Raw genomic sequence first — 25198 nt, 5'->3', positions numbered from 1 at the left:
CTGGTCAGCCGCCCTCATACCAGCGGATCAGCGCCTGCGTGCCTTCGTCCGCGCGGCCGTTTTCAGCCAGCTGTCCGTACAGCTTGCGGGCAAGCTGCAGTCCCGGAAGCTCCAGCTTCAGCTCCTCGGCTGCCTGCAGCGCGATCGACATGTCCTTAATAAAATGCTTAATATAAAAGCCTGGCTCCATATCATCAGCGATCATGCGGCGCCCAAGTTTGGTCAGCGAAAAGCTGCCCGCAGCGCCTGTTTCAATCGTCTGCAGCACCTGCTCCGGATCGAGTCCTGCTTTTTCTGCAAATGCTAATGACTCCGCGACCCCAAGCATGGTGCCGGCAACAGCGATCTGATTCGCCATTTTCGTAAACTGGCCCGATCCCGCAGCTCCGAAGTGCTCGATTTTTTTCCCCATGATGCGAAACAGTGCTTCACCGAGCGTAAAGGCCCGGGCGCTTCCGCCGCACATAATAGCAAGCTCGGCGTTTCTGGCACCGACGTCGCCTCCTGAAACCGGTGCGTCCAGTGCATGCAGGCCTGCAGCTTCTGCTTCAGCGGCAATTTTTTCGGCGAGCAGCGGACTGGATGTTGTCATGTCGATTAGCAGTGCTCCCTGCTTTGCCTGCCGGATCAGTCCCGCCTCTCCAAAATAGAGCGCCTCAACATCCTCTGGGTAGCCCACCATCGTGATGAGGGCGTCCGTGTGCTGCGCCAATTCTGCCGGTGTATTATGCCAGACGGCCCCGTTTTGCACCAGCTTATCTGCTTTTTCTTTTGTGCGGGTGTAAACGTGGAGCGTATAGCCGGCTTCCATCAGATGCCCTGCCATACTCGCTCCCATCACTCCCGTTCCAATAAAACCGACATCCTTCATGCTCTCTCTCCTTTTATGCGAATTTTTCCGGACTGGAGCCAAACCGCATGTCTTCATTCCAGGCGGTCATCGTATCCACATCGCCGCTGCTCAGTTCAAAATCGGTAATGGCCGCATTTTCACGAATGCGCTCCGGCGTCACCGATTTGGGCACTGCCGCAACGTGTCGCTGCATGTTCCAGCGGAGAATAATCTGAGCCGGCGTTTTGCTGTAAGCTTGGGCCATGCGGACCAGCTCCGGATCCTTCAGCTTTCGTCCCCGGGTGAGCGGACTCCACGCCTGCAGCTGAATGTTGTTATTTCTGCAGTAATTGTAAAGCTCGGGCTGGGTCAGCCACGGATGATATTCCACCTGATTCACCATCGGCTGGATTTCCGCTGTTTCCTGCAGCCGCTGCAAATGCCTGACGAGGAAATTACTGACTCCGGCTGCCCTTATCCAGCCTTCCCGGTACAGCTTTTCGATTGCCCGCCACGTTTCCGGATACGGGGTGTCGGGCCAGTGAATCAAGTACATGTCAACGTAATCGACGCCGAGCTTTTTTCTGCTTTTCTCAAACGCCCGGAGCGTTTCTTCATAGCCCTGCTCGGTATTCCACACCTTCGTCGTTAGAAACAACGTTTCACGTGAAACACCGCCATCGCGGATGGCCTGCCCTGTTTCGGACTCATTGTCATAATAGGAGGCGGTGTCAATCAGCCGGTAGCCGGTCTCAATCGCCGTCCGAACGGCAGGCCCTGTTTCTTCCTGGTCTACTTTATACACACCAAAACCGAGACACGGCATTTCCGTGCCGTTGGCCAGTGTCCACGTATCTGCTAATGATTTCATCGTTTTGCCTCCTCCGGGTCGAGCGGCAGACACCAGTCGATCGGCTCGCTTCCCCATTCCTGCAGCTTCTCATTGATGGCAGAAAAGGGCCGGCTGCCAAAGAAGCCGCGGTTAGCTGAAAATGGACTCGGGTGCGGCGATGTCAACACGAGATGCTTTTCCTCATCCACCCGCTCCCGCTTTTCCTGCGCAGGTTTTCCCCATAAAAGGAAGATCAGCGGGGTGTCCCGTTCATTCAGCCGGTCGATCACTTCGTTTGTGAACGTTTCCCAGCCCTTCCCCCGATGAGACTGCGGCTCTCCAGCCCTTACGGTGAGCACCGTATTCAGCATCAGCACACCCTGTTCTGCCCACTTTTGCAAATGTCCGTGCTGAGGAGCAGGACACCCTACGTCCGCTTCCAGCTCCTTGTAAATATTGACGAGCGAGGGCGGCACTTTGACGCCTGGCTTTACGGAAAAGCTCAAGCCGTGCGCCTGTCCTTTGCCGTGATAGGGGTCCTGACCGAGCAGCACAACCTTAGTTTTTTCAAACGATGTAGCATGAAACGCGTTCATAATGTCGTTCTTAGGCGGGAAAACAGCCTGCTGCTTGTATTCCTCTTTTAAAAATGCACGCAGGTCATGAAAGTAATCCTTCGCGAGCTCACCGCCGATCACCTGCTGCCAGTCATTTTGAAACGCATCTGCCATTCTGTACGCTCCTCTCACGCCTGTTTACTTCGCCAGACGAAATATAAATTCCTTCCCCGCTTTCATTTCCCTTGAATACAGATCTAAAAACAGTTTCGGCAAAAGCCGTCTGTTCGTCATCTTCCCTGACTGAGTCAGGCCTTTTCACTCAGTACTTCTTTCGCAATCCATCTAATTATGGCATACTAAAAGAGACTATCGAATCAAAGGTGGGTAGCTTAAGCAAACCTTTGTACCTATGTAAAGGGAATTTCTATCTTCATTATACAGGAGGGAACGAGATGACTCGATTGTTGATTACAGATGATGCAGCTTTTATGCGAATGACGTTAAAAAAGATGGTGACGGATGCCGGCTACGAAGTCGTCGCTGAAGCAGAGAATGGCCTGGAGGCTGTCGCTATGTATGAGGAGCATAAGCCGGATCTCGTAACGATGGATATTACGATGCCGGAAATGAACGGTATTGAGGCACTGGAAAAAATCAAAGCGTTGGACCCGAATGCCAAGGTTATTATGTGTTCTGCCATGGGACAGCAGAAGATGGTGGTCGATGCGATCCAAAAAGGAGCCTCTGATTTTATCGTAAAGCCATTTGATGAAGCACGCATTAAAGAATCCTTTGAAAAAGTGATGAGCTGACTCCCTGTCTTGACTAGCCGCCTCTTCCTGAGTGCGGCTTTTTTGTGATCGAGAACAGAAAAGAGGCGTTCGGCATCCGTTCAGAAAACTGCTTCACTCCAGCGGCAAGTGATGCAACGCAACAGATTGTTTTCAAGAATAAACCGACACAAGCACCAGCAACCGTTATATAAAGCCGGCCACATGCGACATTGCTCCAGTATCGCACGCGAGGTGCCCGCCTTCCGAAATGAAAGGGCGCGCTTCTAAAAGAGCGGATACGAAAAAAACGCCGGCGATGCGGCGCTTTTCTTTCGATCGTTATGCCAGTTCCCAGGAGCGCCAGATGAGGCTGCCTTCCCCGCTGATACGGACGATATTTGCTTCTGGTTCCGGGAAAAATCGGGCGGTCATGACGGTTCGGCCCCCGTCGACGAATACTTCTGCCGACGAGCTGTCCAAAAACAGGCGCAGTTCGTTGATCGAGGCAATATCGGTGCTGCGTGTTTCGGTTTTGCCGTCTTTAAAGCGCGGGCGGCTCATGGAAAGCGTCCCGTTTTCATACGTCACGGTCAGCCCTTCGCGAATTGTAATGGAAAAGCTGGATGCCTCATTCGTCTCCAGTACGATTTCCGACGCGGGGGTAACAGCTGCTTCGGCGCCTTGATCAAGACGGACTTTCATCTCAAGCGGGTCTCCTGCCCGCAGTGCCTCCAGCTCTTCTGCCGGCTCCTGTACGACAGCGCCATTTTCCACACGCAGCACTCGTGGAACGGTCATGCAGTGAATCCAGCCGGCTTCAGTCGTCGGCTGATGCTCCTCGTCCGAATCCGGCACTCCCATCCAGCCGAACAACAGGCGCCGGCCTTTTTCATCAAGCGTCGTCTGCGGAGCATAAAACTCAAAGCCCTCATCCAGCTCATGAAAGTCACCATGCGCAAAGGTCGGCGTTTCCAAATTTGCTTTTCCTGTAAAATAGCCGGCCTGGTAGACGTTCTCAAAGCGGTTCCCCTGCTGCTCCAGCCCTTGCGGCGACACGATCAGCACATCTTCTCCGTCGAGACGGAACAGATCCGGGCATTCCCACATGTAGCCGAACGCGTCCAGTCCGTTCAGGCGGGAGCCTGCAAACGGACCGACATAGTCCCACTTCTGAAAATCAGCGGACCGGTAAAGCAGCACCTGTCCTTCTTCTGCTTCTGTCTGGGCCCCGATGACAAAGTAATAGAAGCCGTTTTCTTCCCATACTTTCGGATCGCGGAAATGAGCCGTGTATCCCTGCGGCTGGCTGTCGACGAGCGGCCCTTTTTTCTCAAAGGTTTTGCCGTCCTCAGAAAGTGCGAGACACTGGTACGCTTCGCGATTTCCCGCTTCATCCTTTACGTTGCCGGTATATAGAAGCGCCAGCTTTCCATCCAGTTCCATCGCGCTTCCGGAATAGCAGCCGTTCTTCTCAAACCACTCGCTCGGCGCGAGGGCAATCGGTTCCTCGTTCCAATTTACGAGATCTTCAGACGTCCAGTGCCCCCAAAATTTGTGGGTATGATCCGGCGCGAACGGGTTCCACTGAAAAAAGAGGTGGTACGTGCCCTTCCACTGAATCCAGCCGTTCGGGTCATTCAACAGACCGACTGGCGGCATCCGGTGGTACACCTGTCTGTATGGATCCGCTTCTGCTCGTGCTCCTTCTTTCACTACTGCCTGGTAGGCTGCATCGTGCAGCTGCTTTTCGTTTTCAGTCATGCTTTTTCCTCCCTGTACATTTTCACCTGCTCGAGCGTGGGCAGTGCCGTCATCGCTCCTTTAGTCGAAGCTGCCAGAGCACCGGAAACGGCTGCGAAGGCTGCCATTTCCGCTGCTTCTTCAGGTGAGAGGGTGCGGATGTCCCGATCGAGTAAATGAAGCTGGTAGAGCATTCCGGAAACAAATGCATCTCCGGCTCCTGTTGTGTCAACGGCATCGACCTTTTGTGCCGGTACGTGCAGCGGTGCTTCTCCTTGAATAAACACCCAGCTTCCGTCTGCTCCAAGTGTGACGAGAATAAGTGGAATATTATACACATCCAGTCTGCTTACGCCGGCTTCCATATCGGTTTCGCCCGTAAGAAATTCCAGCTCCTCCTCGGAAAGCTTCAGTACGTCCGCTTCGCCGAGAAGCGTCCGGATGCCCTCTTTCGCCTCTTCCTCTGATTTCCACAGCCCGAGACGCAGGTTCGGATCGTAGGAAATCAGCATGCCGTTCGCTTTTGCTTCTTTTACGGCGTGCAGCGTGGCGGACCGGGACGGCTCGCTGATTAAGCTGATGGAGCCGATATGAAGCACGTTATTTTCGTCGAAGAGCTGTTGCGGAATATCTCCCGGCTCTAAAAAACGGTCTGCGCTTGGATCAATGTAAAATTCAAAGCTTCGTTCGCCGCCATCGCCGAGCGTAACGAAGACGACCCCCGTCCGTACATCACGGGTAAACGTCATAGCAGACGTATCGACGCCAAATGCATCGAGCGTTTCTTTCAGGAAACGTCCAAGCACGTCGTCGCCGACCTTTCCTAAAAAAACCGCCTTCGCTCCAAGCCGAGCCAGTCCGACTGCCACATTGGCAGGTGCCCCTCCCGGACTTTTCTGGAACGTTTCATTATGGTCATCAAGCGGGATGAAATCGATCAACGCTTCACCCAGGCAAATTACACCGTTTTTCATCACTGTTCCCCTCTTTCCATTCGGCCTGTTATAGAGTAAAGAAGGTTACCGCTGCGCAGTAAAACCTGCCGGGTAACCTTCTGTTATGGTCTATATTATACGGATGGACCGGCACAGGAACAAGTATCAGAAGCGAAAACGGTCTGTCTTTTCCTGCAGGGCGATGCTTAAATCGCTCAGCTGTTCGGATGTGCTTCCAACCGATGCGACGGCAGAAGACTGCTCCTGCGCAGAAGCCGATACTTCTTCGGATGTCGCAGCTGCATCTTCAGCAACTGCCGCCACGCTCGCGACCGCTTCTGCGATGCTGCTTCTGTAGCTGCTCACCTCTTTCAGGTCGGCATCCAGCTCTGTAAGCGTTGCGGTCAGCAGTTCTACAGAGGCAATGATGGACTGCACGGATTCGCCGGTTTCTGTTACAGCTCCGCGCTGCTCCTTCTGCATCTCGTTCACGGAATCCATCGTGCCGGCAACACGCTTTGTTTCGTGCTCCACCTCAGAGATCGTGTCGTTAATTTTCGTCGTCGCAGCCAGCGACTGCTCTGCGAGGCGGCGCACCTCTTCTGCTACCACGGCAAACCCGCGTCCATGTTCACCGGCCCGTGCTGCTTCGATGCTCGCATTGAGGGCGAGCAGGTTCGTCTGATCGGCAAATTCTGAAATCGTGCGGACTACCGTTCCGATCTCTGCTACTTTTGCAGTAAGTGCCGATACAGCTTCGTTTGCCTTGTCATAAAGCGTTTCTGCCGCTTCGGTTCGTTCCGCCAGTTTTTTCGTGCTGCGGCTTCCTGCCTCATTGGCGTCGCGAATATCGTCAGAAAGCTCCGTCATCCGCTTCGTGCGGCGCTCGGCTTCCTCCAGCCGTCCGGAAAGCAGCTGCATTTGCTGATTTGTCTGCTCCACGTCTTCTGCCTGACGTGTGGCGCCGTCTGCAACGCCCGTTACCGCTGAAGCCATTTCTTCGCTTGCTGCAGCTGTTTCTTCAGCAACGGCGCTAAGCTCCTCTGACATGGCCCTGGACCGGCCGGCAGAGTCCTGAATGGAGCCGATCAGTTCTTTCAGGCTGGCAGTCATGACGCTGACAGAGGCCCCAAGCTGGCCGATCTCATCCTTTCCGCGAATGGAGACGGCTTCCGAGAAATCTCCGTCTGCCATGCGTCCTACATGTTCGTTCAAACGGCGCACTGGCTTCACAAGACGGGAAGCCGCTGCATATGAGGCGGCTACGGCGAGAAGCACAGCCGCAAGCCCCACGACGATAAACGTATTTCGCGCCGTCGCGAGCTCCTGGTACAGGACACGGTCCTCATAGCCGGCCATAACCGTCCAGCCGAAGCCTGCCACCGGTTCAAAATAAGCGGTTTCGCCAGCTGAAGAGCTGGAACCGCCGCTGTCTGCGCCGACTGCCGCTTGGGCAGGTGCTTCAGACGCGGTCTCGCCGACCAGCGATTCGTTTGTATGTGCGATATATGTTCCTTCTGCATCAAGGAGTGCCAGTTCCCCGTCATAACCTGTATCAGACGCCTGCAGTACTTGCACCATCCGGTCAAGTGACAGATCTACAGCCTGAACGCCGAGCAGACTGCCGTTTTGTTCAACAGCGCGGGCAGCCGTAATGATCAGCTCCTCCGTATCCACATCAATGTACGGATCGGTCCAAATCACACCTTCCGGATGGTCCACCGCTGCTGTATACCACGGACGCTCACGCGGATCAAAGTCATCCGGCAGGTCGATTGCCGGGGTGGAGACGAGCTCCCCTGCTTCCGTGGCGACATACATGAGCTGAGTTCCTTCCTCCCTGGCCATAAACTGCTCAAAGTAACTGTTCATTTCCTGCCATGCTTCCTCATCGTCGTCCGCCAGAAACGATACCGTACGCTCGTCCTGTGCGAGCATGTCGACAGACAGTGAATACTTATCCAGGTATTCCTGTATGTAGCGTTCGGCGTCTTCCACAGTAGCCGACGCATTTTCCTGGACCGACTGTTCGATCCCTCCGCTCAGCTGACTATAGATCACAAACGACGCTGCGAGCATCGTCAGTACAATCAGCCCTGCTGAGAATACGACCATCTTGCCTTTTAGTGAATGCATCATGCTGTTCCCCCTGTCCCGTCTTCATAATAGGTCCCTGTTCTTAGATCGGATAGTTCCTAATCGTTTATGTAATTCTATTTACTCAAATAAATGATTCTTATTAAGCATTTATAACCATGCTTATTGTCTTATATTTCTGATAGTTTGGCAAGTGTTAATTTGCAGAACGGACTCCGGGGGCTTACAGAATTGAAAATGCCTCTGTTCCTGATACAATGATGAAAGATGACTTTGGAAAGGATGAGACCGATTGGCTGATATTTATATTCTTCACGAGAATGACGAATGGACCGCTCCGCTTCTGGAAGAACTTGATCGACTGGGGGCCGACTACGAAGCCTGGCACATGCATGAAGGTCATGTCCCGATGCACGAAGCACCGCCGGAAGGCGTGTTTTATAATCGGATGAGTGCCTCCTCTCACACCCGCGGGCACCGCTATGCCCCTGAACTGACAGCTGCTGTTCTCAACTGGCTGGAGCAGCACGGCCGAACAGTGCTGAATGGAAGCCGTGCTCTTTATTTGGAGGTGAGCAAAGCGGCACAGTATGCCTCGCTGGAAACACACGGCATCCGTGTTCCAAAAACGACAGCCGCAGTGGGTGACGATGCCCTCCTTCAGTCGGCTGCTTCGATACCTGTACCATTCATTACAAAGCATAACCGTGCAGGCAAAGGACTTGGCGTCCAGCGATTTGACTCTGTGGATGCCCTCGCTGCCGCTCTGGAAACCGGAACAGTCGATCCGTCCGTTGATGGCGTGATGCTTCTGCAGCAGTATATCGACTCACCAGACAGCAGTATTGTACGCTGCGAATTCGTCAATGGAAAATTCCTGTACGCAGTGAAGGTCGATACCGGCGGCAGCTTTGAACTGTGCCCGGCAGATGCGTGCAGCCTCGAGGAAAGCTACTGTCCGACCGATGCAGCATCAGCTTCTCCGTCATTCGAGATCATCGAGCATTTTGACAGCCCGCTCATTCCGAAATACGAGGCGTTTTTACAAGCGAACGGCATTGCCTTCGCCGGCATCGAACAAATGACCGACCGGGATGGCACCACCTACACGTATGACGTTAATACAAACACAAACTACAACCGCGAGGCGGAAGTCCGCTACGGTACGTCGGGAATGAAGGAAATCGCCCGTACACTTGTCAACGCGGCGAAAGGAGCGGGCATTGAAAGCTATTAATCCAGCACTCGTACAGGCAGAGCTCGATCAGCTGCGGGGAGAGCCTGTCTATGTTCACCTTGAGACAACAAACGGCGCGTATGCGAGCCACCGTGAAAAAGGAATGCTTTCTGCCGGCGCTTTTATTCGGAATGTTCAGCTGACGTTTGAAATCGGCAAGATTGCCGGGAACGGCCCCTTCCGAATCGGGCTTGAAACAGATATCGGCTGGCTCTATGCAGAAGGACTGACCGATTGGGAAAAAGACGAAGAAAACCGGCTGCTTTTCGCCGGTCACGATGAGGAAGGAAGACTCGCTGCAGCGCTTGAACTAAGCCGCAGCCCTTTCCCGAAATAATGCTGCCCGGGCGATATCCGGGCGGAAGGAGCGCTGACAATGAGTAAGAAGCCACTGCTTGTTATATTTCCGCATCCGGACGACGAAGCGTTCGGTGTGGCAGGAACTATCTTGAAACACGTCGAAGCCGGAGGAACCGTCACCTACGTCTGTCTCACGCTTGGTGAGATGGGCCGAAACATGGGACGTCCCGTGATGGCGAACCGGGAAACACTGCCGGACATCCGCAGGCATGAGCTGGACCGGGCATCTGAGCTGCTCGGTATCCGGGACCTGCGCCACTTTGGCATGCGGGATAAAACGATTGAGTTCACGGACCTCGACGCGCTCGCTTCCCGCTTCAGCGATGTCATTCAGGAGGTCGCTCCGGAACGGATCATTACCTTTTATCCCGGCTACGCCGTCCATCCGGATCATGATGCCACGGGCGAAGCGGTGATTCGCGCTGTCCGAGCGCTCCCGGAGGAAGAGCGGCCGGATGTTCATACCATTGCGTTTGCTGACGGGACCGAAGAGGACCTTGGCGCACCGGACGTCCTTACAGACGTGAGCGCCTACCGGGATAAAAAACTTCAGGTGATTGAGGCTCACGCCTCCCAGACGGCCGGACTGATTGAAGCCGTTAAAAGCAGGCACGATACGGAAATGGAAGAAATGCTCGTAACCGAACGATTCTGGCGCTATCCAGTTTAGACCGCGCTGCGCTGATAAAAACGATCGTTCCAATATAAAACAGCAAACAAAAAGCAGCCCATCCAGGCTGCTTTTTTTACTGCACGTCGACGGCAACGCGCTCTTCTTTTGTACGTCCTGCGAGCTCTTCCCGCACTTTATACGGGGAAGCGACGATAAAGTGTATCACGCGGCGCTGCTTGCTCTTCGTATAAAGAAGCTCGAGGTAGCCGCCTTCCATATCAAACGCAAATACCTTTTGCCAGCGGCGGGCGAACGTGATCTTATGAAAGTATGGAACGAAAACAATATAGTTTTCGGTGAAAATCAGCCTTCCTCTCCAATCGGATCGCGTCAAGACTGCCGGCACCGACGCTTGAATGTCCTCTTTCAGCACTGTATTCGCCTTATAACGGACGATCTGATACATCATAACATCAACCCCGACTGTAAAGAGCAGCGCGATCGTGATGCTTAACACAGCAAACAGTGGATCTGCCGAGAAAAAGGTAATTGGTAAAAAGAGTCCAAAAACAAGCAGTAAAACAGCATAGCGTAAATAGCGGCCGATAAACGGATTACCGTGTTGGACCATGAATGTTCACCTCCAGGTAACGCAATAGAATAATTACGTATTCCCTGTTTTATCCAAGTTCAAACCTGTTATTTACTGCAGTTCCTCTTCATCAAAAAACCGGAGCAGGTCACCGTAAATAATTTCGTCGGAATAGAGAAGCTCCTCTTCCCCGCGTGCCGCTGCTTCTACACAGTTTTCCGTTTCAATCAGCTCTCCGTCTTCTGCATGAAAGCACTGTTCGTTTACAAAAATGACCTCATCGGTAATAACTGTCCCATTTCGCAATACGGCAAAATCATCGCGTTCTTCTGCCATAAGATCTGTGCCAAACATAACGTGGTTATCCTGGGACATCCCGAGCAGATTGAGAACGGTCGGCATCATATCGATATGGCCGCCCACTGTATCGAATCGCTGTGCTTCCTCTTCCATTCCCGGAATGTGAATTAAAAATGGCACGCGGTCCAGCTTCACTGCTTCATAATCATCAATCTCTTTTCCAAGGACAGGACCAAGCTCCTCGTAGTGACTTTCAGCAATGCCGTAGTGATCTCCATACATGACATACATCGTATTTTCGTGGAGCCCCTCTTCTTCCATACGGTTCATGAAATGGCGGACTGCCTCATCTGTATAGCGCACGGTTGGATAATACCGGTTTACGATATCACTGTCTGTATCAAGCGGATCAATAAATGTGTCTTCCGGATCAAGCTCATACGGAAAGTGATTCGTCAGCGTCAGGAACGTCGCATAAAACGGTTCCGGCTCTTCTGCCAGGTACGCCATCGACTGCTCGAAAAACGGAATATCCTTCAGGCCCCAGCCGACAGAATTCTCATCTGTCACGTCAAAATAATCCAAATGGAAATACTCGTCATAACCAAGATGCGGATAGACGACATCCCGATTGTAAAATGTATCCGTATTGGCGTGAAACACCATATTCGTATAGGATTCTTCCCCGAGCGCACGCGGCAGAGGCGTGCTCTCAATTTCCGGATGGGTGTGGAAAACAGCACCGCGGCCCAGCGGATACATAGAGTTATTCATCATCCATTCCGCGTCGGACGTCTTCCCCTGTCCTGCCTGGTCGTAAACATTCTCAAAATAAAAGCTCTCTTCGATCAGCTCATTTAAAAACGGGGTCACTTCTTCACCATCGATCGTCAGCTCGATCGCCTGTGTTTCAACCGATTCCAGCGAAATCACGACAACGTTCATCCCTTCTGCTGCGGCAAAAAAATCTGCATTCGGGTCCGTATGGTAACGCTCCAAATGCTCCTCAATCGCATCCAGATCATCTTGTTCTGCAAGATCCGGCTGAGCACCGGTGGTGAAGTGGAGATACGCATCGTAAAAGTAAAAATTGTATATACCAAGACTCTTAATCAGGCTCTGGCGGTCGAAGGAATGTGCAGGGGTTTCCGCTTCAGCGAAATCGACGCGGCCGAGTCCGATGATGAGCACGGCAACAACTGCAATGATGGCATATTTTGCCTTCTCGTGCTTCATCGGAGCACGTTCTACCGGAATTGGATCCGGTTTTTTCACCATAATCCAGCCGATTAAAATCAAATCAAGAAAGAAGATGATGTCCCACCATTGGATGAGCTCGAACACGCTCGTCGTTAAATCTCCTGCATTCCCGCCCATCACCAGCATCGGCAGCGTAATCAAATCCGCAAACTCCCGATAGTACACGGTGTTGCTGTAAAGGACGACCGTCAACAGCAGACTGAGCGTAAAAAAGTAGCCCCGCTGCCATTTCGGCTTCAAAAGCAGGCCCAGGCTAAAGACGATGAGAAGGAATGCAAGCGGATTAATAACGAAAATAATCGCTTCCAGCCAGTGCGCCATGACCAAATTAAAGGTCAGAAAGGACACCGTAACAGTTTTAATCCAGAGGATGCCTAAGCACAAAAACATAAAGCGGTGTCGGTTCATAAAATCAAGCATCCCGTCTCTTCCTTTCTATGAAATCACAGGCAACCACTCTCAGATGACAGCTCATGCGCGTGAAGATGACTGTTCACTGCAAACAGCGTAGTTGCTTTTATTTTACTGAACAAGTCTTCAATAAGCCAATATACCCGGTCTATTTACACGTTTTTTGACATCGCTGGTACCAGTATATAATTCCCTTTATCACTCGCTCATAATCTTATCATTTCCATTCCCGAAGGATTCCGCTCCAGTACGTACAAATTTCCGGCACGGACTGGTATACTTTCAGAGGGAGTATTTTTATCTGACCGGTGGTGAATCCGCCGGCAGCATCAATGGAGGGGAAAGGGTGTACATCTATGACAGCATTTGCAAAAAAGCTCGATAAGTACGCAGAACTGGCCGTAAAGGCTGGTGTGAATATTCAACAGGATCAGACGCTCGTCGTGAATGCACCGGTGAGCGCAGCGGATTTCGTTCATCTGGTTGCAGACAAAGCCTATGAGGCGGGTGCTAAGCACGTCCATGTGGAATGGAACGACGATCGATTAACGCGGCTGAAGTACGACAAGGCTCCCTTGGAAGCGTTCCATGAATTTCCAGCGTGGAAGGCGCGCGGCTTTGAGGAGCTTGCAGAAAACGGCGCAGCTTTTATGACCATCAAATCAACCGATCCAGACCTGCTTCAAGGTGTCGACAGCCGCAAAGTCGCAGCTGCTAACAAGGCGTCCGGACAGGCGATGAATACGTTCCGCACGTATATTCAGTCTGACAAAGTCAGCTGGCTTGTGATCTCTGCTCCTTCACCAGCGTGGGCAGCAAAGGTCTTCCCGGAAGCTCCAGCAGAAGAGCAGGAGCAGAAGCTGTGGGAGGCGATGTTTGAAGCTGTGCGCATCAATGAAGCTGATCCGGTTCAAGCCTGGAAAGAACACGACGAGAAGCTGCAAACGAAAGCGAAGGAGCTTACAGGGGAAAAATTCGATCGTCTCCACTATACGGGGCCGGGCACGGATCTCACAATTGAACTTCCGGAACAGCATATCTGGATCGGCGGAGGCGGCCCGAACAAGGACGGTGTGCACTTCATCGCGAACATGCCGACCGAGGAAGTGTTTACCGCACCAAAAGCAGATGGTGTCAACGGAACGGTGCGCAACACGAAGCCCCTCAACTACGGCGGCAACATCATTGACGGCTTTTCGCTGACGTTCAAAGATGGAAAAGTGGTTGATTTCTCTGCAGAAAAGGGCGAAGAAACGCTGAAAGATCTGCTTGATACCGATGACGGCGCTGCACGTCTCGGTGAAGTGGCACTCGTTCCGCACAGCTCCCCCATTTCTCAAAGCGGTATTTTGTTTTACAATACGCTTTATGACGAGAACGCATCCAATCATATAGCGCTCGGCAGCGCCTACTCCACTTGCGTAGAAGGCGGAGCTGACATGAGCAGCGATGAGCTGAAGCATGCCGGCCTCAATACGAGCATCACCCACGTTGATTTCATGATCGGATCAGGCGACATGAACATCGACGGCATCAAAGCTGACGGTACGGTAAAACCGGTTTTTCGAAACGGTGAGTGGGCATAGCCGGCAGCAGCACGATACGACGATCCGCCCGGAAAACTGGGCGGATCGTTTTGCTTTCGCCTGCCGAACTATTCTGTCAATATAGGATCTTTTTTTCCTGAGCGGCAGATTCATCTTCTGATGAAAACACGCCGGCGGTCCCTCGTTTTGCCCTGTCCCTCTTTGTCCGCATGAAAAAAGTTGTCGGATTTTTTCACATTTTTGAAAATATTGCTTTTTTATTCTAAGTTTTCGGAATATAATGAAACTACTTACATATTAAAGGGGGTAGTTTTCATTGCAGGACTGGCTTATGGATGTAATCGGCGCCATCAGTGATGTCGTCTGGGGGATTCCGACGTTAATTCTTATTGTCGGAACAGGGCTTTACTTAACAATACGGCTTGGATTTCTACAGTTCCGCACGTTGTTTTACGGTCTGAAGCTCGCCTTCAGCCCAAGTAAGCAGGATAAAAAATCAGAAGGGGATATCAGTCACTTCGAAGCATTGACGACCGCCCTCGCGGCGACGATCGGTACAGGTAACATCGCCGGTGTCGCAACAGCGGTCGTGCTCGGGGGACCTGGTGCTGTTTTCTGGATGTGGCTAAGTGCCCTGTTCGGGATGGCGACAAAGTATGCAGAAGCCATTCTCGCGGTTAAATACCGGGAGAAGAACTCAAAAGGACAGTTTTCCGGCGGTCCGATGTACTATATTGAGAAAGGGCTCGGCCTGAAATGGCTGGCCGTACTGTTTGCCCTGTTTGGGGCAATCGCCGCATTCGGGATCGGAAACATGGTACAGTCCAATTCCGTTGCCGGAGCGCTCACGGAAACATTTAACGTCAATGCGACTGTTACCGGCCTTGTACTGACGGTACTCGCCGGACTTGTTATTCTTGGCGGCATCCGCGCGATCGGACGTGCAACCGCATTTATCGTTCCGTTCATGGCTCTTTTTTATGTACTCGCAGGACTCATTATTATGATTTTAAACTGGGAGCTTGTTCCTGGTGCTGTGGCTTATATCTTTACCGATGCCTTCACCGGGCAGGCTGTAGCCGGCGGTGCGATCGGTGCTGTCATCCGCTGGGGTGTCGCACGAGGCGTGTTCTCGAACGAAGCCGGTCTCGGTTCTGCTCCGATCGCAGCCGCTGCTGCGCGTACCGATTATCCTGGACGTCAGGCACTCGTTTCGATGACGCAAGTGTTCATTGATACGATCATCGTTTGTTCGATCACTGGTATCGTCATTGTCATGGGTGACATGTACATCGGCGGTCCGGAAGGTGCTGCCTTAACATCCGCATCCTTTGATCTCTTCCTCGGAGGAGCAGGCGGTGTCATCGTTGCCATCGGTATTGTATTCTTTGCCTTCTCTACCATTCTTGGCTGGTCCTATTATGGAGAGAAGTGCTTCAGCTACCTGTTCAGCGACAAAGCAGTTCCGTATTACCGTGCTGCCTTCGTGGCTGCCATCTTCGTCGGGGCCGTTGCCGAGCTTGACCTCGTCTGGGGCATCGCTGATGTGATGAATGGACTGATGGCGATTCCAAACTTGATCGGCCTGCTCGGTCTGACAGGGGTTGTTGTGGCAGAAACGAATAAATTCCTTAAAGTGGCGCGCGAAGAAAAAGAACGTGATCTTGCACGTAAATAACGCGTACACCGGCCGTCTCCTTATTTTAACTGGGAGGCGGCTTTTTTCATCCTGTTAGCCTGAAGATGAAAAAACGCAAATTCATTCATTATAATCGTATATTTATAATTGATTTTCCGGTTTTCATCTATTAGAATTAGTTCTTGTGAATGAAGATGCTAATTGGAAAGGATGGGGTTCATCATGAAAGGATACTCCCCTCTTAAATTTATTGTATTTTCCCTGATCGGGGTGCTGCTGTTTATGACACCGATCCCGACAGATGAAGGCTTTACGATTCCGATCGCCATATTATCGTCCGGGCTGCGTGATCTGCTTGGAAACGTGCTGCCGGTCTTAATCGTTCTCGTCATTCTGATAAGCTTTATCGGCTCGCTCATCATTAAAACAGTGCGGCCGCAGGCAATGGATAAACATGCATTCTTACAGCGGCTGTTTGATGTTTCCTGGTTCTGGTTTACCGTACGTTTTCTTGCTTCTGTGTTTGTTGTCATGACGTATTTTCAAATCGGGCCTGAGATGGTATGGAGTGAATTTACGGGCGGCCTTCTGTTCGGAGACCTGCTCCCGACGCTGTTTACGATCTTTCTGTTCGCCGGTCTGTTCCTGCCGCTTTTATTAAACTTCGGACTGCTGGAGTTTTTCGGCGGCTTGATGACGAAGATCATGCGTCCGCTGTTTACGCTGCCCGGACGCTCCTCTATCGACTCGTTAACGTCCTGGCTCGGAGACGGGACGATCGGTGTCATTCTGACCGACAAACAGTACCAGGAAGGCTATTACTCCCAGCGTGAAGCGGCGGTCATCGGGACGACTTTTTCTGTCGTTTCCATCACCTTTGCGCTCGTCGTCATTGAGGAAGTCGGGCTTCAGCATATGTTTTTTGAGTTTTACGGAACGGTGATTGCAGCTGGTCTCGTCACCGCTCTGATCATGCCGCGTATCCCGCCGCTCTCGTGGAAATCGAACAGCTATATCGATGAAGCTACGGAAAAGCTCGATGAAACACTGCCGCAGGAATACCGCGGCCAGTCGTTCGGTCTCGTTCGATTCGGGTTTGATATGGCTTCCAAACGCGCCGCGAAAAACAGCAGTCCTGCCGCCTTTTTCGCGCAGGGCGGGCGAACCGTTCTCGACATGTGGATCGCGGTCGCGCCGATCATAATGGCGTTCGGGACCATCGCGACTATTCTCGCTGAAAACACGCCGTTGTTTACGTGGCTCGGCGCGCCGTTTGTACCGCTGCTGCAGCTGATGCAGGTGCCGGAAGCAGCCGAAGCCGGAGCGACGCTTGTTGTCGGCTTTGCCGATATGTTTTTGCCGGCTATTTTCGCTTCCGGCATCGAGAGCGACATGACGCGCTTCATTATTGCCTGTGTCTCCGTAACCCAGCTGATCTTTCTGTCAGAAGTCGGCGGCGTGCTGCTTGGATCAAAAATTCCGGTCAATTTCCGCGACCTCGTTATTATTTTTCTGGAGCGTACGCTTATTTCGCTCCCGGTCGTGGTGCTCATCGCCCACCTTATCTTTTAATAACGACTCAGAAAAAGCTCCCAGGTCTGCGAGACCTGGGAGCTTCAGAGTATTGATAAAGTCATTTTAGGTGAATAACCTTACACCTGCCTGTATCTGCGGACCCTCGCTTTCCGGAGGGAACGGGCTCAGCTAACCGCTTTCTCCTGCTGTCGAAAGCGCTGGATCTTCGCCTCGTTCTGATCCTCCAGGAGTCGAGGACCTTCGATGTCGGCAGCTGGCAGTGCGTTTCATGTGCTGGTTATGAAGGCACGATCGGCTTCCATACAGATAGAATCTTCCGGAAGAGACGTTTCGATGTTAAATAGGGATGCCAATCCTTCATCGAATGCATGATAAACGAAAAAAAGTAGTCGCGGTTGCCTATTGTGACGTTGTTCCCCAATAAGCAGAGCCGTTTTCCCGATGTGTCCGGCGGAGTCGCAACAAACAGTCTGAAGATCCCGTGCCGTTCAGATCTGCGAACGGTTTCAACGCACGAGCGGAGCCGGACTGGCTCTAGAAGGCTTCTTTATAAGAAGCCTGGGTCCGAGTGAATCCGCGCCATTCTCCCTTCTGAACAGGGGTCACCCTGAGAAATAGCTGAAGACCAGCCCACGGCAGGCTAGGTAAGCACAGGGAAAATATAACTAAACGAATAAACATGTAAGTTGAAAGACTTAATCCACAGTCTAAAAGCTCCCAGGCCAGCGAGACCTGGGAGCTTTTACCATCGGCTATGCTTTTTTGGCGATGACTTCAACCTCTACAAGCGCTCCTTTTGGCATTCTGGAAATTTCTACAGCGCTTCGGGCCGGATACGGCTCCTGCAGGTACGAAGCGTAAATCTCATTGACGACAGTAAAATCGTCCATGTTCTGCAGAAAAATAAGCGCTTTGATGATAGTGGACGTATCGGCTCCGGCTGCTTCAAGCACAGCAGAGACGTTTTTCATAACCTGGTGCGCCTGGTCCTCCACTCCTTCAGCCAGCTCGCCGGTTTCCGGATTAAGGCCAATCTGGCCGGACGTATAAATGACTCCGTCTACTTCGACCGCCTGGGAATACGGGCCAATCGCTTCCGGAGCGAGATTCGTATGAATAATGTTTTTTTGCATGTTTGACGCCTCCCTGCTATATCTTTCTCATTTTGATTTGGTTAACGAGGTGATGCTCTCCTTTTCGAAGAATCAGGTCTGCCCTGTGCCTCGTCGGCTGAATATTTTCGGTCAAATTGGGATGATTGATTCTGTCCCAAATATCTTTGGCAAACGTATATGCCTCCTCGTCGTTCAAATCAGCATAACGCCTGAAATAGGAAGCCGGATTGCGGAATGCCGTTTCCCGAAGCTTCTTAAACCGTTCGACGTACCAGCGGAAAATGTCTGTTTCATCGGCATCCACGTAGATAGAGAAATCGAAGTAGTCGGAAACGGCCACTTCATCCTCCTGACTGACCGGACGCGGCGGCTGCAGGACGTTGATTCCTTCGATAATCACAATATCCGGCTGCTTGACAATTTGTTTTTCGTCCTTCTTTACGTCATACGTAATGTGGGAGTAAACCGGTGCCTCGACCTGCGCTTTACCAGACTTCAAGTCCGATAAAAACGCGAGCAGCTTCTGGACATCGTAGCTTTCCGGAAAGCCTTTTTTGTTCATTATGCCGCGCTTTTCCAGCGTAGCGTTGGGATACAGAAATCCGTCCGTCGTGACAAGATCCACCCGCGGGTGATCCTCCCATCTGGACAACAGAGTGTGAAGAACACGTGCCAGCGTGCTTTTTCCGACAGCAACGCTTCCGGCAATGCCGATAATATAAGGCACTTTCTTTTCCTGCTTTTGCAGGAACACCGACCGGCTCCGGTACAGCTCCTGCGAAGCGATCGCATGGAGGTGCAGCAGCCTGGTCAGCGGCAGGTAAATGTCAGCGACCTCATCCATGTTCAGCACGTCGTTGACACCCTTCAGCCGCTCCAGCTCCTCCGGCGTTACTTCCATCGGGTATGATTCACGCAGTGCCGCCCATTCCGTTCTGGAGAACGTCGTAAACGGCGTTATGTTGTCCTTCACATCCATCATCATGTTCCATCCCTCATTCAAAAATGGTGTACGGCATATTTTCTCACATCTCCAGCTGCCTGACTACCCGCTCCGCAGCTGGAACCGCTTTCCTGATTATATCTTTCCACCAGCGAAATATCCAGTGCCGTACACAGAAAGAGGACCTTAGTTCTGCTCCAGGAGCTGAACGGCTACTTTCACGTCAAGCGTATGCGACCCGCCCCGGTACACTCCCTCGACTGGACTCGTATCGTTGTAGTCCCGTCCGACACCGACGCGGATATGCTGCTCCAGCGCCTCGACATTGTTCGTCGGATCGAGACCGACCCAGCCGATCCCCGGCACCATCATTTCTACCCAGGCGTGGGTCGCTGCGTCGCCGACCAGCGCCGAATTTTCGCCGACATATAAATAGCCGCTGACGTAGCGGGCTGGAATTTTCCGGGATCGGAGCGCCCCGAGCATAATATTGGTAAAGTCCTGGCAGACTCCCCGCTTCAAAGCAAATGCCTCGTGAGCCTTCGTGTGGACTTCAGTCGCTTCCGGGTCGTACGTGATCGTTTCGTGCATATATTTCATCACATCCAGCGCATACTGCACCGGGTTGCCGTTGGAGCCGGTCACGTTCCACATTTCCTGCAGCTGTTCATCCGGCACGTAGGTATAATCTGTTTCCGCAAGGTACGCAAGGTAATGCTTATGGAACAAATCAGAATGATAGATCGCCTTCATTTCATCCGTATAAGGAATGACGCGGATAAACGGGCTTTTCTGAATGCTCACATAAGACGTCGTTTTAATGTGCAGCTCGTGATGCGGCTCAGCTATAAAAAAGGTCTCGACGTTGTTTCCCCATATGTCCGTATGCTCTTTCGTGAGCGACACCGGGGTGATCTCCGGATAGTAGGAAAGAAGCCGCTGGCACTCGTCGGTGCGCGGCTTCAGCCGGATCCGGTTTAAGCTTTGATCAACGGAGGATTCGTAGCGGAATTCATTGGTATGTTCTATTTTATATTTCACGTGTTACCACCTCTGGTACGGCTGACGTTAGACGAAGTAGTACGTGCTTGAGAAAACAGAGCTGATCCGGTTTAAATCGTTTTGAAAGCGGTCCAGAAACTGACCCGTTTCCTCTTTGGAAAGCCGCTGAAATTTAATTTTCATAAATTCGCTGCTTACATGATCAAGCGATTTGAACAGATCCTCTGAGTAATGGGACACTTGGCCCCCTTCGAGTTTCATAATGGTTTCTCTGACGTGCTCCATGCAGTATTCAATCGAACGCGGAAACTGCTCGTAGGAGATCAGAAACGGAATGACATACTCCGGATCCATCGTCGGCGGGAACCGCTTCAGATAAGCGCTGTAGCCATTTAAAAACTGAAGCGCACTCAGCCAGTAGTAGTAATTGGCGTTCGCTTCCTGCTCTGCCTCTTTCGTTTTCTCACACATCACGTTCAGCACGCGTGCTGTTTTTTCACTTCGTTCCAACCATTTGCCTATTTTGATGAACTGGTAGGCCTCTTCCCGAAGCATGGAGGATTCGATAATTCCCTGCAGCGTAAAGGAAAGCCGCTGCGTGTCCTGCAGGAAGGTCTGAATGCGGCGCATGTTCCAGTCGGTAAACGGCTCCCCGCGGAAGGACAGATAGTGCTCATTCAGCACGTACCAGAAATCTTCCGGGATATGGTCGCGTACCGCCCTCGCATTAAAGCGCGCATTTTCCAGACAATTGCGGATCGAGTTGATGTTTTCGGGCGCCAAGGAAATGTACGAAGCAGCTTCCTTTGCTGTAAAGGTGCCTCCTTTAGCCTCGTAATCAACCTTGGATGCGCAAATTTCGACAACTGCCTCCCAGTCACTCAGAGATACCTTACCATATTCCTGTGTCTCCAGTGCATTAATCAGCCTCGCTTCAAGAACACGTGCATTGCTTTCTGCGCGCTCGACGTTTCTGGCCATCCAGAACAAGCTGGACGCAACTCTGCTAAGCATGGACTTCCTCTCCTTTCAGCACCCACGTATCCTTGCCGCCGCCTCCCTGTGACGAGTTCACCACAAGCGAGCCTTCCTTGAGCGCCACTCGGGACAGTCCCCCTGGCAGCACGTGAATATGGTCGCTGCCGGCAGCAAACACCCGCAGGTCCACATGGCACGGATAAAAGCGTCCCTGCTGGAAGGCCGGCGCGCGCGAGAGCTGGATCGTCGGCTGGGCGATATACTGATGCGGATTTTCAAGAATCTTTTCGCGGAAGATTTCCCGGTCGCGCGCTGTCGACTGCGGTCCGATCAGCATGTCATAGCCGCCTGAAGCCCCTACGTTTTTAATGACGAGCTCCTCCAGGCGTCCAAGCACATCTTCACGCACTTTCGGATCGCTCAGGAAGTACGTGTCCACGTTTGGAATGAGCGGCTCTTCTCCCATATAGTAGCGGATCATTTCCGGTACGTATGCATACATGGCTTTGTCATCCGCCACGCCGTTGCCGACCGCGTTAACGACCGCTGCGTTGCCCCATTTAACCGCGCGCATCAGCCCGGGAACTCCTAAAGCAGATTCCGGATCGAACGCCTCCGGATCGAGATAATCATCGTCAATGCGCCGGTATATAATATCAACACGCTTCAGTCCGCGGACAGTTTTCATATACACGACGTCGTCTTTGACGAGCAGGTCCTGTCCTTCTACGAGCTCGATCCCCATCTGCTGTGCGAGAAACACGTGGTCATAGTAGGCCGAGTTGTACATGCCCGGGGTCAGCAGAACGGCCTGCGGATTCGCTTTGTTCGGTGAATTTTCCGGAACGTGCGCAAGCAGCGCCTTGTGAAGGTGCGACATTTGGTGCTCCAGCGTCCGAATAGCGTGCTCAAAGAAAAACTCGGGAAACACCTTCCGCATGACGAACCGGTTTTGAAACACGTACGACAGTCCGGACGGGTTGCGCAGATTATCCTCTAACACCCGGTACGTGCCTTCCCCGTCCCGGATTAAATCAATTCCCGCAAGAAAAATATGATTTTTGTGCGGAAGGGAAAGTCCCGACGCCTGTTTTTCAAAGTAGTACTGATTCTGCTTAATCAGATCCTTTGGAATAATTCCGTCTTCCACAATCCGGTTTTCGTTGTAAATATCTTCTAAAAAATAGTTAAGCGCTGTGACCCGCTGTTTAATCCCGGCTTCAATGTTCTGCCATTCGCTGTGATCAATGATAATCGGCACGAGATCAAACGGCATCGTCCGTTCCGTCCCGCCTTCCTCATGGTAAACCGTAAACGTAATGCCTTGTCTCAGGAAGCTGAGCTGTGCCGTTTCGTGTTTCTCATTCAGTTCATCCAGTGCGTGCTCTTCTAAAATCCGTCTGAACTTCTCGTAGTGCGGTCTGACTTTGCCCGCCGCTTCTACCATCTCATCATAATATCCATCGGCCGGATAATTTTTCAGCATAAGCTCGCCTCCAGGTATTTTTTGAAAATTCATATTTTTACTTATTCGACGTCTGTGCGGCTTTTCCTGCTAATAAATGCCGTCAGTTGTCGCCTGAAAGGACATAGGGTAAAGTAGGGACAAGAACGCAATAGAGAGGGGATTCCTCATGAAAGACACAATTGTACGCTATCTGGACAGCAGCAAAGGGCTGTTTTACGATATCAGCCAGTATATTGGCACGAACCCGGAGCTTGGCAACCAGGAATACAAAGCCAAAGTAGCGCTTACCGACCTGCTTGAGGAGGCTGGATTTCACGTGAAGCGGGAGCTTTCCGGGCAGCCGGAGACGGCGTTTGAGGCAGTGTACCACTCCCACCGCTCCGGCCCGTCGATCGGATTTATGTGTGAGTATGACGCACTTCCCGGCATCGGACATGCCTGCGGCCATAACCTGATCGGCACGCAGAGTGCGGCGGCCGCCATGGCCCTCGCCCAGGTCGTCGACGAAACTGGCGGCACCATTTACGTATACGGTACGCCTGCTGAAGAAACGAACGGCGCAAAAGTTACGATGGCCGATGCAGGCATGTTCGATCATCTCGATGCCGCGATGATGGCTCACCCGTCTTCCGACTATGTGAAAAGCGGTACCTCGCTTGCGATGGATGCGCTGGAGTTCTCGTTTTATGGACGGCCGGCTCACGCAGCCGCGGCTCCTGAAGAAGGAATCAATGCGCTCGACGCGGTGCTGCAGCTGTTCCACAGCTTAAATGCGATGCGTCAGCACGTAACAGACGATGTCCGCATTCATGGGATTATCCCAAACGGAGGAGAGGCGGCCAATGTCGTACCGGAGTTTGCTTCGGCTCAGTTTTATGTGCGCGCTGCCACGAGAAGCACCTTAAACCCTGTTTCTGAGCGGGTGAAAGAGGCTGCGCGTGCTGCTTCACTTGCCACTGGAGCTAAGCTCGAAATTCAAAACTACGAATACTCGTATGACGACATGCAGACGAACGAAACATTGTCCGGCCTTTTTACGAAACAGCTTCAGGAACTCGGCATAAAACCCGATGTCATCTTTGAAGAGGATAACGGCAGCGGCTCCCTCGATATGGGGAATGTCAGCCAGCGCTGCCCTGCCATCCATCCATACGTGCAAATCACGTCCAGGCCGCTGACCCCCCACACCGAGGAGTTTCGGGACGCCGCGCTCAGCCGGGAAGGGTTTAATGGCATGATCATCGGTGCCAAAGCACTTGCGTTGACCGGTCTGGAGCTGTTGACGCGTGAGCAGCTCGTCCAGGATATCAGGCGGGAATTCCGGCAAACCTTTTCGATACGTTAACCCGGGGAGGAATGAGCATGAGTCCGTTTAAACGACAGGAACCATTCCGGTACGTGTTCCGCGTACCGCACGATACGAGCTTTTTTATAAGCGGAATCAAGGGGAAGACGCTGCAGTCAAAGCCTGGAAAAGGCGTGCTGCTGAACTTGAGTGCAGGCGGACTGCGCCTTCGCACACCGCTTGATCTGCCTGACGAAACGATGCTCGCCTTTACCTTTACGATCGCAGATACCGAGCTTCAACCAATTGGACAAGTTGTCTGGAAGCGAAAGGAGCTTGGCGAATACATCTACGGAGTTGATTTTGACGAAACGACAGACGGCAACGCCGTCGTCAAGGCGCTGAAGGCTTATGCAAAAGCCTGAACGGATGCTGCGAAAAGCAGGCTTGATCGGCGGAATGAGCTGGGAAACGACCGCTATGTACTACCGGCTGCTGCAGGAACAGACTCAGCAGACGTTCGGCAGCGGCGTATCCCTTCCCTGCCTGATTGATTCGCTCCCTTTTCATGAGGTAACGACATATCAGCATGACGGTGACTGGGATGCCGTCGGCCGCATGCTCGCGGATTCTGCTGTCCGGCTGGAGCAGAGCGGCGCCCGGTTTATCGGTATTCTTTCCAACACGGTGCATCTTCGGATCCGCGACGTGGAACAGGCTGTGTCTATTCCTGTGATGTCGATCACAGAAGCCGCGGCTGCAGCGGTGTCTGCCTCGCGGATTCTTGTTCTCGGCACCTCCTTCACTGTCGATCACCGTCTCTACGACCAAGCGCTTCGGGACAGAGGGATTGAACCCATTTATCTGCCTGCACCGCTGCAGCAGGACTTGCATAAAAAGATATTCAGCGAGCTTACGTCCGGCATCGTCACCGCCGATACCGAGGCGCTCGTCGAACGGTGCGCGCGCCACGGGCGCGACGCCGGCTGTACGAGCATGCTGCTAGGCTGCACGGAACTGGAACTTGCGGCAAAAAGCGATATTCTGCCGTTCGTATCAACTGTTCAGGCTCACGTTGACCGGCTGTTTCAAGAAGCAGTCTCCGGCGTTTAACATCTCCTGTTTGCGGGAATCAGCCAGTAG

General features: G+C 52.4%; 23 protein-coding genes. 10 read left to right on the top strand and 13 right to left on the bottom strand.

Features of this window, described 5'->3' with window-relative positions:
• Positions 1-4: 4 nt before the first annotated feature.
• Genes ACFO4L_RS07575 through ACFO4L_RS07565 form a run of 3 tightly spaced genes read right to left on the bottom strand, consistent with a single transcriptional unit; the run spans position 5 to position 2395 of the window.
• Complete coding sequence (locus ACFO4L_RS07575) at positions 5-871, bottom strand: NAD(P)-dependent oxidoreductase (RefSeq protein ID WP_377909085.1); 867 nt, start codon at positions 869-871, stop codon at positions 5-7.
• Between the two features lie 13 nt (positions 872-884).
• Entirely contained in the window at positions 885-1703 is an 819-nt protein-coding gene (locus ACFO4L_RS07570) for an aldo/keto reductase (RefSeq protein ID WP_377909084.1), read from the bottom strand.
• The gene (locus tag ACFO4L_RS07565) at positions 1700-2395 is read right to left on the bottom strand and encodes a uracil-DNA glycosylase (protein WP_377909083.1); all 696 of its coding nucleotides are present in this window, start codon (positions 2393-2395) and stop codon (positions 1700-1702) included. Before ACFO4L_RS07565 ends, ACFO4L_RS07570 begins: the two co-directional genes overlap by 4 nt.
• A gap of 281 nt (positions 2396-2676) precedes the next feature.
• Between ACFO4L_RS07565 and ACFO4L_RS07560 the strand changes: the two genes are divergently transcribed.
• Positions 2677-3036: a response regulator gene (locus ACFO4L_RS07560; RefSeq protein WP_377909082.1), complete on the top strand. Its 360-nt coding sequence runs from the start codon at positions 2677-2679 to the stop codon at positions 3034-3036.
• Between the two features lie 300 nt (positions 3037-3336).
• On the opposite strand, the gene ACFO4L_RS07555 is transcribed toward ACFO4L_RS07560, so the two are convergent.
• The 3 genes from ACFO4L_RS07555 to ACFO4L_RS07545 all read right to left on the bottom strand — a co-directional run bounded on the left by ACFO4L_RS07555 (position 3337) and on the right by ACFO4L_RS07545 (position 7751).
• Entirely contained in the window at positions 3337-4758 is a 1422-nt protein-coding gene (locus ACFO4L_RS07555) for a sucrose-6-phosphate hydrolase (protein WP_377909081.1), read from the bottom strand.
• Positions 4755-5711: an aminoimidazole riboside kinase gene (locus tag ACFO4L_RS07550; RefSeq protein WP_377909080.1), complete on the bottom strand. Its 957-nt coding sequence runs from the start codon at positions 5709-5711 to the stop codon at positions 4755-4757. The genes ACFO4L_RS07555 and ACFO4L_RS07550 overlap by 4 nt, the downstream gene beginning before the upstream one ends.
• 126 nt (positions 5712-5837) lie before the next feature.
• Complete coding sequence (locus ACFO4L_RS07545) at positions 5838-7751, bottom strand: methyl-accepting chemotaxis protein (protein WP_417281517.1); 1914 nt, start codon at positions 7749-7751, stop codon at positions 5838-5840.
• Between the two features lie 310 nt (positions 7752-8061).
• Here ACFO4L_RS07545 and ACFO4L_RS07540 point away from each other — a divergent pair, with 310 nt between their 5' ends.
• The 3 genes from ACFO4L_RS07540 to bshB2 are packed head-to-tail and all read left to right on the top strand — an operon-like array spanning position 8062 to position 10036.
• The gene (locus ACFO4L_RS07540) at positions 8062-9006 is read left to right on the top strand and encodes an ATP-grasp domain-containing protein (protein ID WP_377909078.1); all 945 of its coding nucleotides are present in this window, start codon (positions 8062-8064) and stop codon (positions 9004-9006) included.
• Positions 8993-9343 (top strand): YojF family protein, encoded by a 351-nt coding sequence (locus tag ACFO4L_RS07535; RefSeq protein WP_377909077.1) that lies wholly within the window; start codon positions 8993-8995, stop codon positions 9341-9343. The genes ACFO4L_RS07540 and ACFO4L_RS07535 overlap by 14 nt, the downstream gene beginning before the upstream one ends.
• 39 nt (positions 9344-9382) lie before the next feature.
• Entirely contained in the window at positions 9383-10036 is a 654-nt protein-coding gene (gene bshB2 / locus ACFO4L_RS07530; protein WP_377909076.1) for a bacillithiol biosynthesis deacetylase BshB2, read from the top strand.
• Positions 10037-10112: 76 nt separating this feature from the next.
• On the opposite strand, the gene ACFO4L_RS07525 is transcribed toward bshB2, so the two are convergent.
• Entirely contained in the window at positions 10113-10610 is a 498-nt protein-coding gene (locus ACFO4L_RS07525) for a hypothetical protein (RefSeq protein ID WP_377909075.1), read from the bottom strand.
• Positions 10611-10682: 72 nt separating this feature from the next.
• Positions 10683-12551 (bottom strand): LTA synthase family protein, encoded by a 1869-nt coding sequence (locus ACFO4L_RS07520; RefSeq protein WP_377909074.1) that lies wholly within the window; start codon positions 12549-12551, stop codon positions 10683-10685.
• Positions 12552-12898: 347 nt separating this feature from the next.
• Here ACFO4L_RS07520 and ACFO4L_RS07515 point away from each other — a divergent pair, with 347 nt between their 5' ends.
• The 3 genes from ACFO4L_RS07515 to ACFO4L_RS07505 all read left to right on the top strand — a co-directional run bounded on the left by ACFO4L_RS07515 (position 12899) and on the right by ACFO4L_RS07505 (position 17300).
• On the top strand, positions 12899-14128 hold the full coding sequence (locus tag ACFO4L_RS07515) for an aminopeptidase (protein ID WP_377909073.1): 1230 nt from the start codon (positions 12899-12901) through the stop codon (positions 14126-14128).
• 292 nt (positions 14129-14420) lie between these two features.
• Positions 14421-15767 (top strand): alanine/glycine:cation symporter family protein, encoded by a 1347-nt coding sequence (locus ACFO4L_RS07510; protein WP_377909164.1) that lies wholly within the window; start codon positions 14421-14423, stop codon positions 15765-15767.
• A 183-nt stretch (positions 15768-15950) separates the two neighbouring features.
• Positions 15951-17300, top strand: a complete 1350-nt coding sequence (locus ACFO4L_RS07505) for a YjiH family protein (RefSeq protein WP_377909072.1) — start codon at positions 15951-15953, stop codon at positions 17298-17300.
• Positions 17301-18016: 716 nt separating this feature from the next.
• Here ACFO4L_RS07505 and ACFO4L_RS07500 read toward each other — a convergent pair.
• From ACFO4L_RS07500 to ACFO4L_RS07480, 5 genes are all read right to left on the bottom strand, one after another.
• The gene (locus ACFO4L_RS07500; protein ID WP_377909071.1) at positions 18017-18397 is read right to left on the bottom strand and encodes a RidA family protein; all 381 of its coding nucleotides are present in this window, start codon (positions 18395-18397) and stop codon (positions 18017-18019) included.
• A 16-nt stretch (positions 18398-18413) separates the two neighbouring features.
• Positions 18414-19361: a type I pantothenate kinase gene (gene coaA / locus ACFO4L_RS07495; RefSeq protein ID WP_377909163.1), complete on the bottom strand. Its 948-nt coding sequence runs from the start codon at positions 19359-19361 to the stop codon at positions 18414-18416.
• Between the two features lie 147 nt (positions 19362-19508).
• Positions 19509-20363 (bottom strand): transglutaminase family protein, encoded by an 855-nt coding sequence (locus tag ACFO4L_RS07490; RefSeq protein ID WP_377909070.1) that lies wholly within the window; start codon positions 20361-20363, stop codon positions 19509-19511.
• Positions 20364-20390: 27 nt separating this feature from the next.
• Positions 20391-21338: an alpha-E domain-containing protein gene (locus ACFO4L_RS07485; RefSeq protein WP_377909069.1), complete on the bottom strand. Its 948-nt coding sequence runs from the start codon at positions 21336-21338 to the stop codon at positions 20391-20393.
• Positions 21331-22788, bottom strand: coding sequence for a circularly permuted type 2 ATP-grasp protein (locus ACFO4L_RS07480; RefSeq protein ID WP_377909068.1), 1458 nt, complete (start codon positions 22786-22788; stop codon positions 21331-21333). The genes ACFO4L_RS07485 and ACFO4L_RS07480 overlap by 8 nt, the downstream gene beginning before the upstream one ends.
• A 148-nt stretch (positions 22789-22936) precedes the next feature.
• On the opposite strand from ACFO4L_RS07480, the gene ACFO4L_RS07475 reads away from it, so the two are divergent.
• Genes ACFO4L_RS07475 through ACFO4L_RS07465 form a run of 3 tightly spaced genes read left to right on the top strand, consistent with a single transcriptional unit; the run spans position 22937 to position 25168 of the window.
• Positions 22937-24115 carry a M20 family metallopeptidase gene (locus tag ACFO4L_RS07475; protein ID WP_377909067.1) on the top strand — a complete coding sequence of 393 codons (1179 nt, stop codon included), beginning with the start codon at positions 22937-22939 and terminating at the stop codon, positions 24113-24115.
• A gap of 17 nt (positions 24116-24132) precedes the next feature.
• Positions 24133-24480: a PilZ domain-containing protein gene (locus ACFO4L_RS07470; RefSeq protein ID WP_377909066.1), complete on the top strand. Its 348-nt coding sequence runs from the start codon at positions 24133-24135 to the stop codon at positions 24478-24480.
• The gene (locus ACFO4L_RS07465) at positions 24467-25168 is read left to right on the top strand and encodes an aspartate/glutamate racemase family protein (RefSeq protein ID WP_377909065.1); all 702 of its coding nucleotides are present in this window, start codon (positions 24467-24469) and stop codon (positions 25166-25168) included. The genes ACFO4L_RS07470 and ACFO4L_RS07465 overlap by 14 nt, the downstream gene beginning before the upstream one ends.
• The last annotated feature ends 30 nt before the right edge of the window (positions 25169-25198 follow it).

The organism is Bacillus daqingensis (assembly GCF_042654445.1).
Taxonomy (GTDB): domain Bacteria; phylum Bacillota; class Bacilli; order Bacillales; family Salisediminibacteriaceae; genus Alkalicoccus; species Alkalicoccus luteus.
The sequence above is the reverse complement of the archived record's forward strand: the minus strand, read 5'-3'. Positions and strand labels throughout refer to the sequence as shown.

Coding starts and splice junctions, on each gene's coding strand:
- ACFO4L_RS07575 (WP_377909085.1), bottom strand. CDS start 871: ATGAAGGATGTCGGTTTTATTGGAACGGGAGTGATGGGAGCGAGTATG.
- ACFO4L_RS07570 (WP_377909084.1), bottom strand. CDS start 1,703: ATGAAATCATTAGCAGATACGTGGACACTGGCCAACGGCACGGAAATG.
- ACFO4L_RS07565 (WP_377909083.1), bottom strand. CDS start 2,395: ATGGCAGATGCGTTTCAAAATGACTGGCAGCAGGTGATCGGCGGTGAG.
- ACFO4L_RS07560 (WP_377909082.1), top strand. CDS start 2,677: ATGACTCGATTGTTGATTACAGATGATGCAGCTTTTATGCGAATGACG.
- ACFO4L_RS07555 (WP_377909081.1), bottom strand. CDS start 4,758: ATGACTGAAAACGAAAAGCAGCTGCACGATGCAGCCTACCAGGCAGTA.
- ACFO4L_RS07550 (WP_377909080.1), bottom strand. CDS start 5,711: ATGAAAAACGGTGTAATTTGCCTGGGTGAAGCGTTGATCGATTTCATC.
- ACFO4L_RS07545 (WP_417281517.1), bottom strand. CDS start 7,751: ATGCTCGCAGCGTCGTTTGTGATCTATAGTCAGCTGAGCGGAGGGATC.
- bshB2 (WP_377909076.1), top strand. CDS start 9,383: ATGAGTAAGAAGCCACTGCTTGTTATATTTCCGCATCCGGACGACGAA.
- ACFO4L_RS07525 (WP_377909075.1), bottom strand. CDS start 10,610: ATGGTCCAACACGGTAATCCGTTTATCGGCCGCTATTTACGCTATGCT.
- ACFO4L_RS07520 (WP_377909074.1), bottom strand. CDS start 12,551: ATGCTTGATTTTATGAACCGACACCGCTTTATGTTTTTGTGCTTAGGC.
- ACFO4L_RS07515 (WP_377909073.1), top strand. CDS start 12,899: ATGACAGCATTTGCAAAAAAGCTCGATAAGTACGCAGAACTGGCCGTA.
- ACFO4L_RS07510 (WP_377909164.1), top strand. CDS start 14,421: ATGGATGTAATCGGCGCCATCAGTGATGTCGTCTGGGGGATTCCGACG.
- ACFO4L_RS07505 (WP_377909072.1), top strand. CDS start 15,951: ATGAAAGGATACTCCCCTCTTAAATTTATTGTATTTTCCCTGATCGGG.
- ACFO4L_RS07500 (WP_377909071.1), bottom strand. CDS start 18,397: ATGCAAAAAAACATTATTCATACGAATCTCGCTCCGGAAGCGATTGGC.
- coaA (WP_377909163.1), bottom strand. CDS start 19,361: ATGATGGATGTGAAGGACAACATAACGCCGTTTACGACGTTCTCCAGA.
- ACFO4L_RS07485 (WP_377909069.1), bottom strand. CDS start 21,338: ATGCTTAGCAGAGTTGCGTCCAGCTTGTTCTGGATGGCCAGAAACGTC.
- ACFO4L_RS07480 (WP_377909068.1), bottom strand. CDS start 22,788: ATGCTGAAAAATTATCCGGCCGATGGATATTATGATGAGATGGTAGAA.
- ACFO4L_RS07475 (WP_377909067.1), top strand. CDS start 22,937: ATGAAAGACACAATTGTACGCTATCTGGACAGCAGCAAAGGGCTGTTT.
- ACFO4L_RS07470 (WP_377909066.1), top strand. CDS start 24,133: ATGAGTCCGTTTAAACGACAGGAACCATTCCGGTACGTGTTCCGCGTA.
- ACFO4L_RS07465 (WP_377909065.1), top strand. CDS start 24,467: ATGCAAAAGCCTGAACGGATGCTGCGAAAAGCAGGCTTGATCGGCGGA.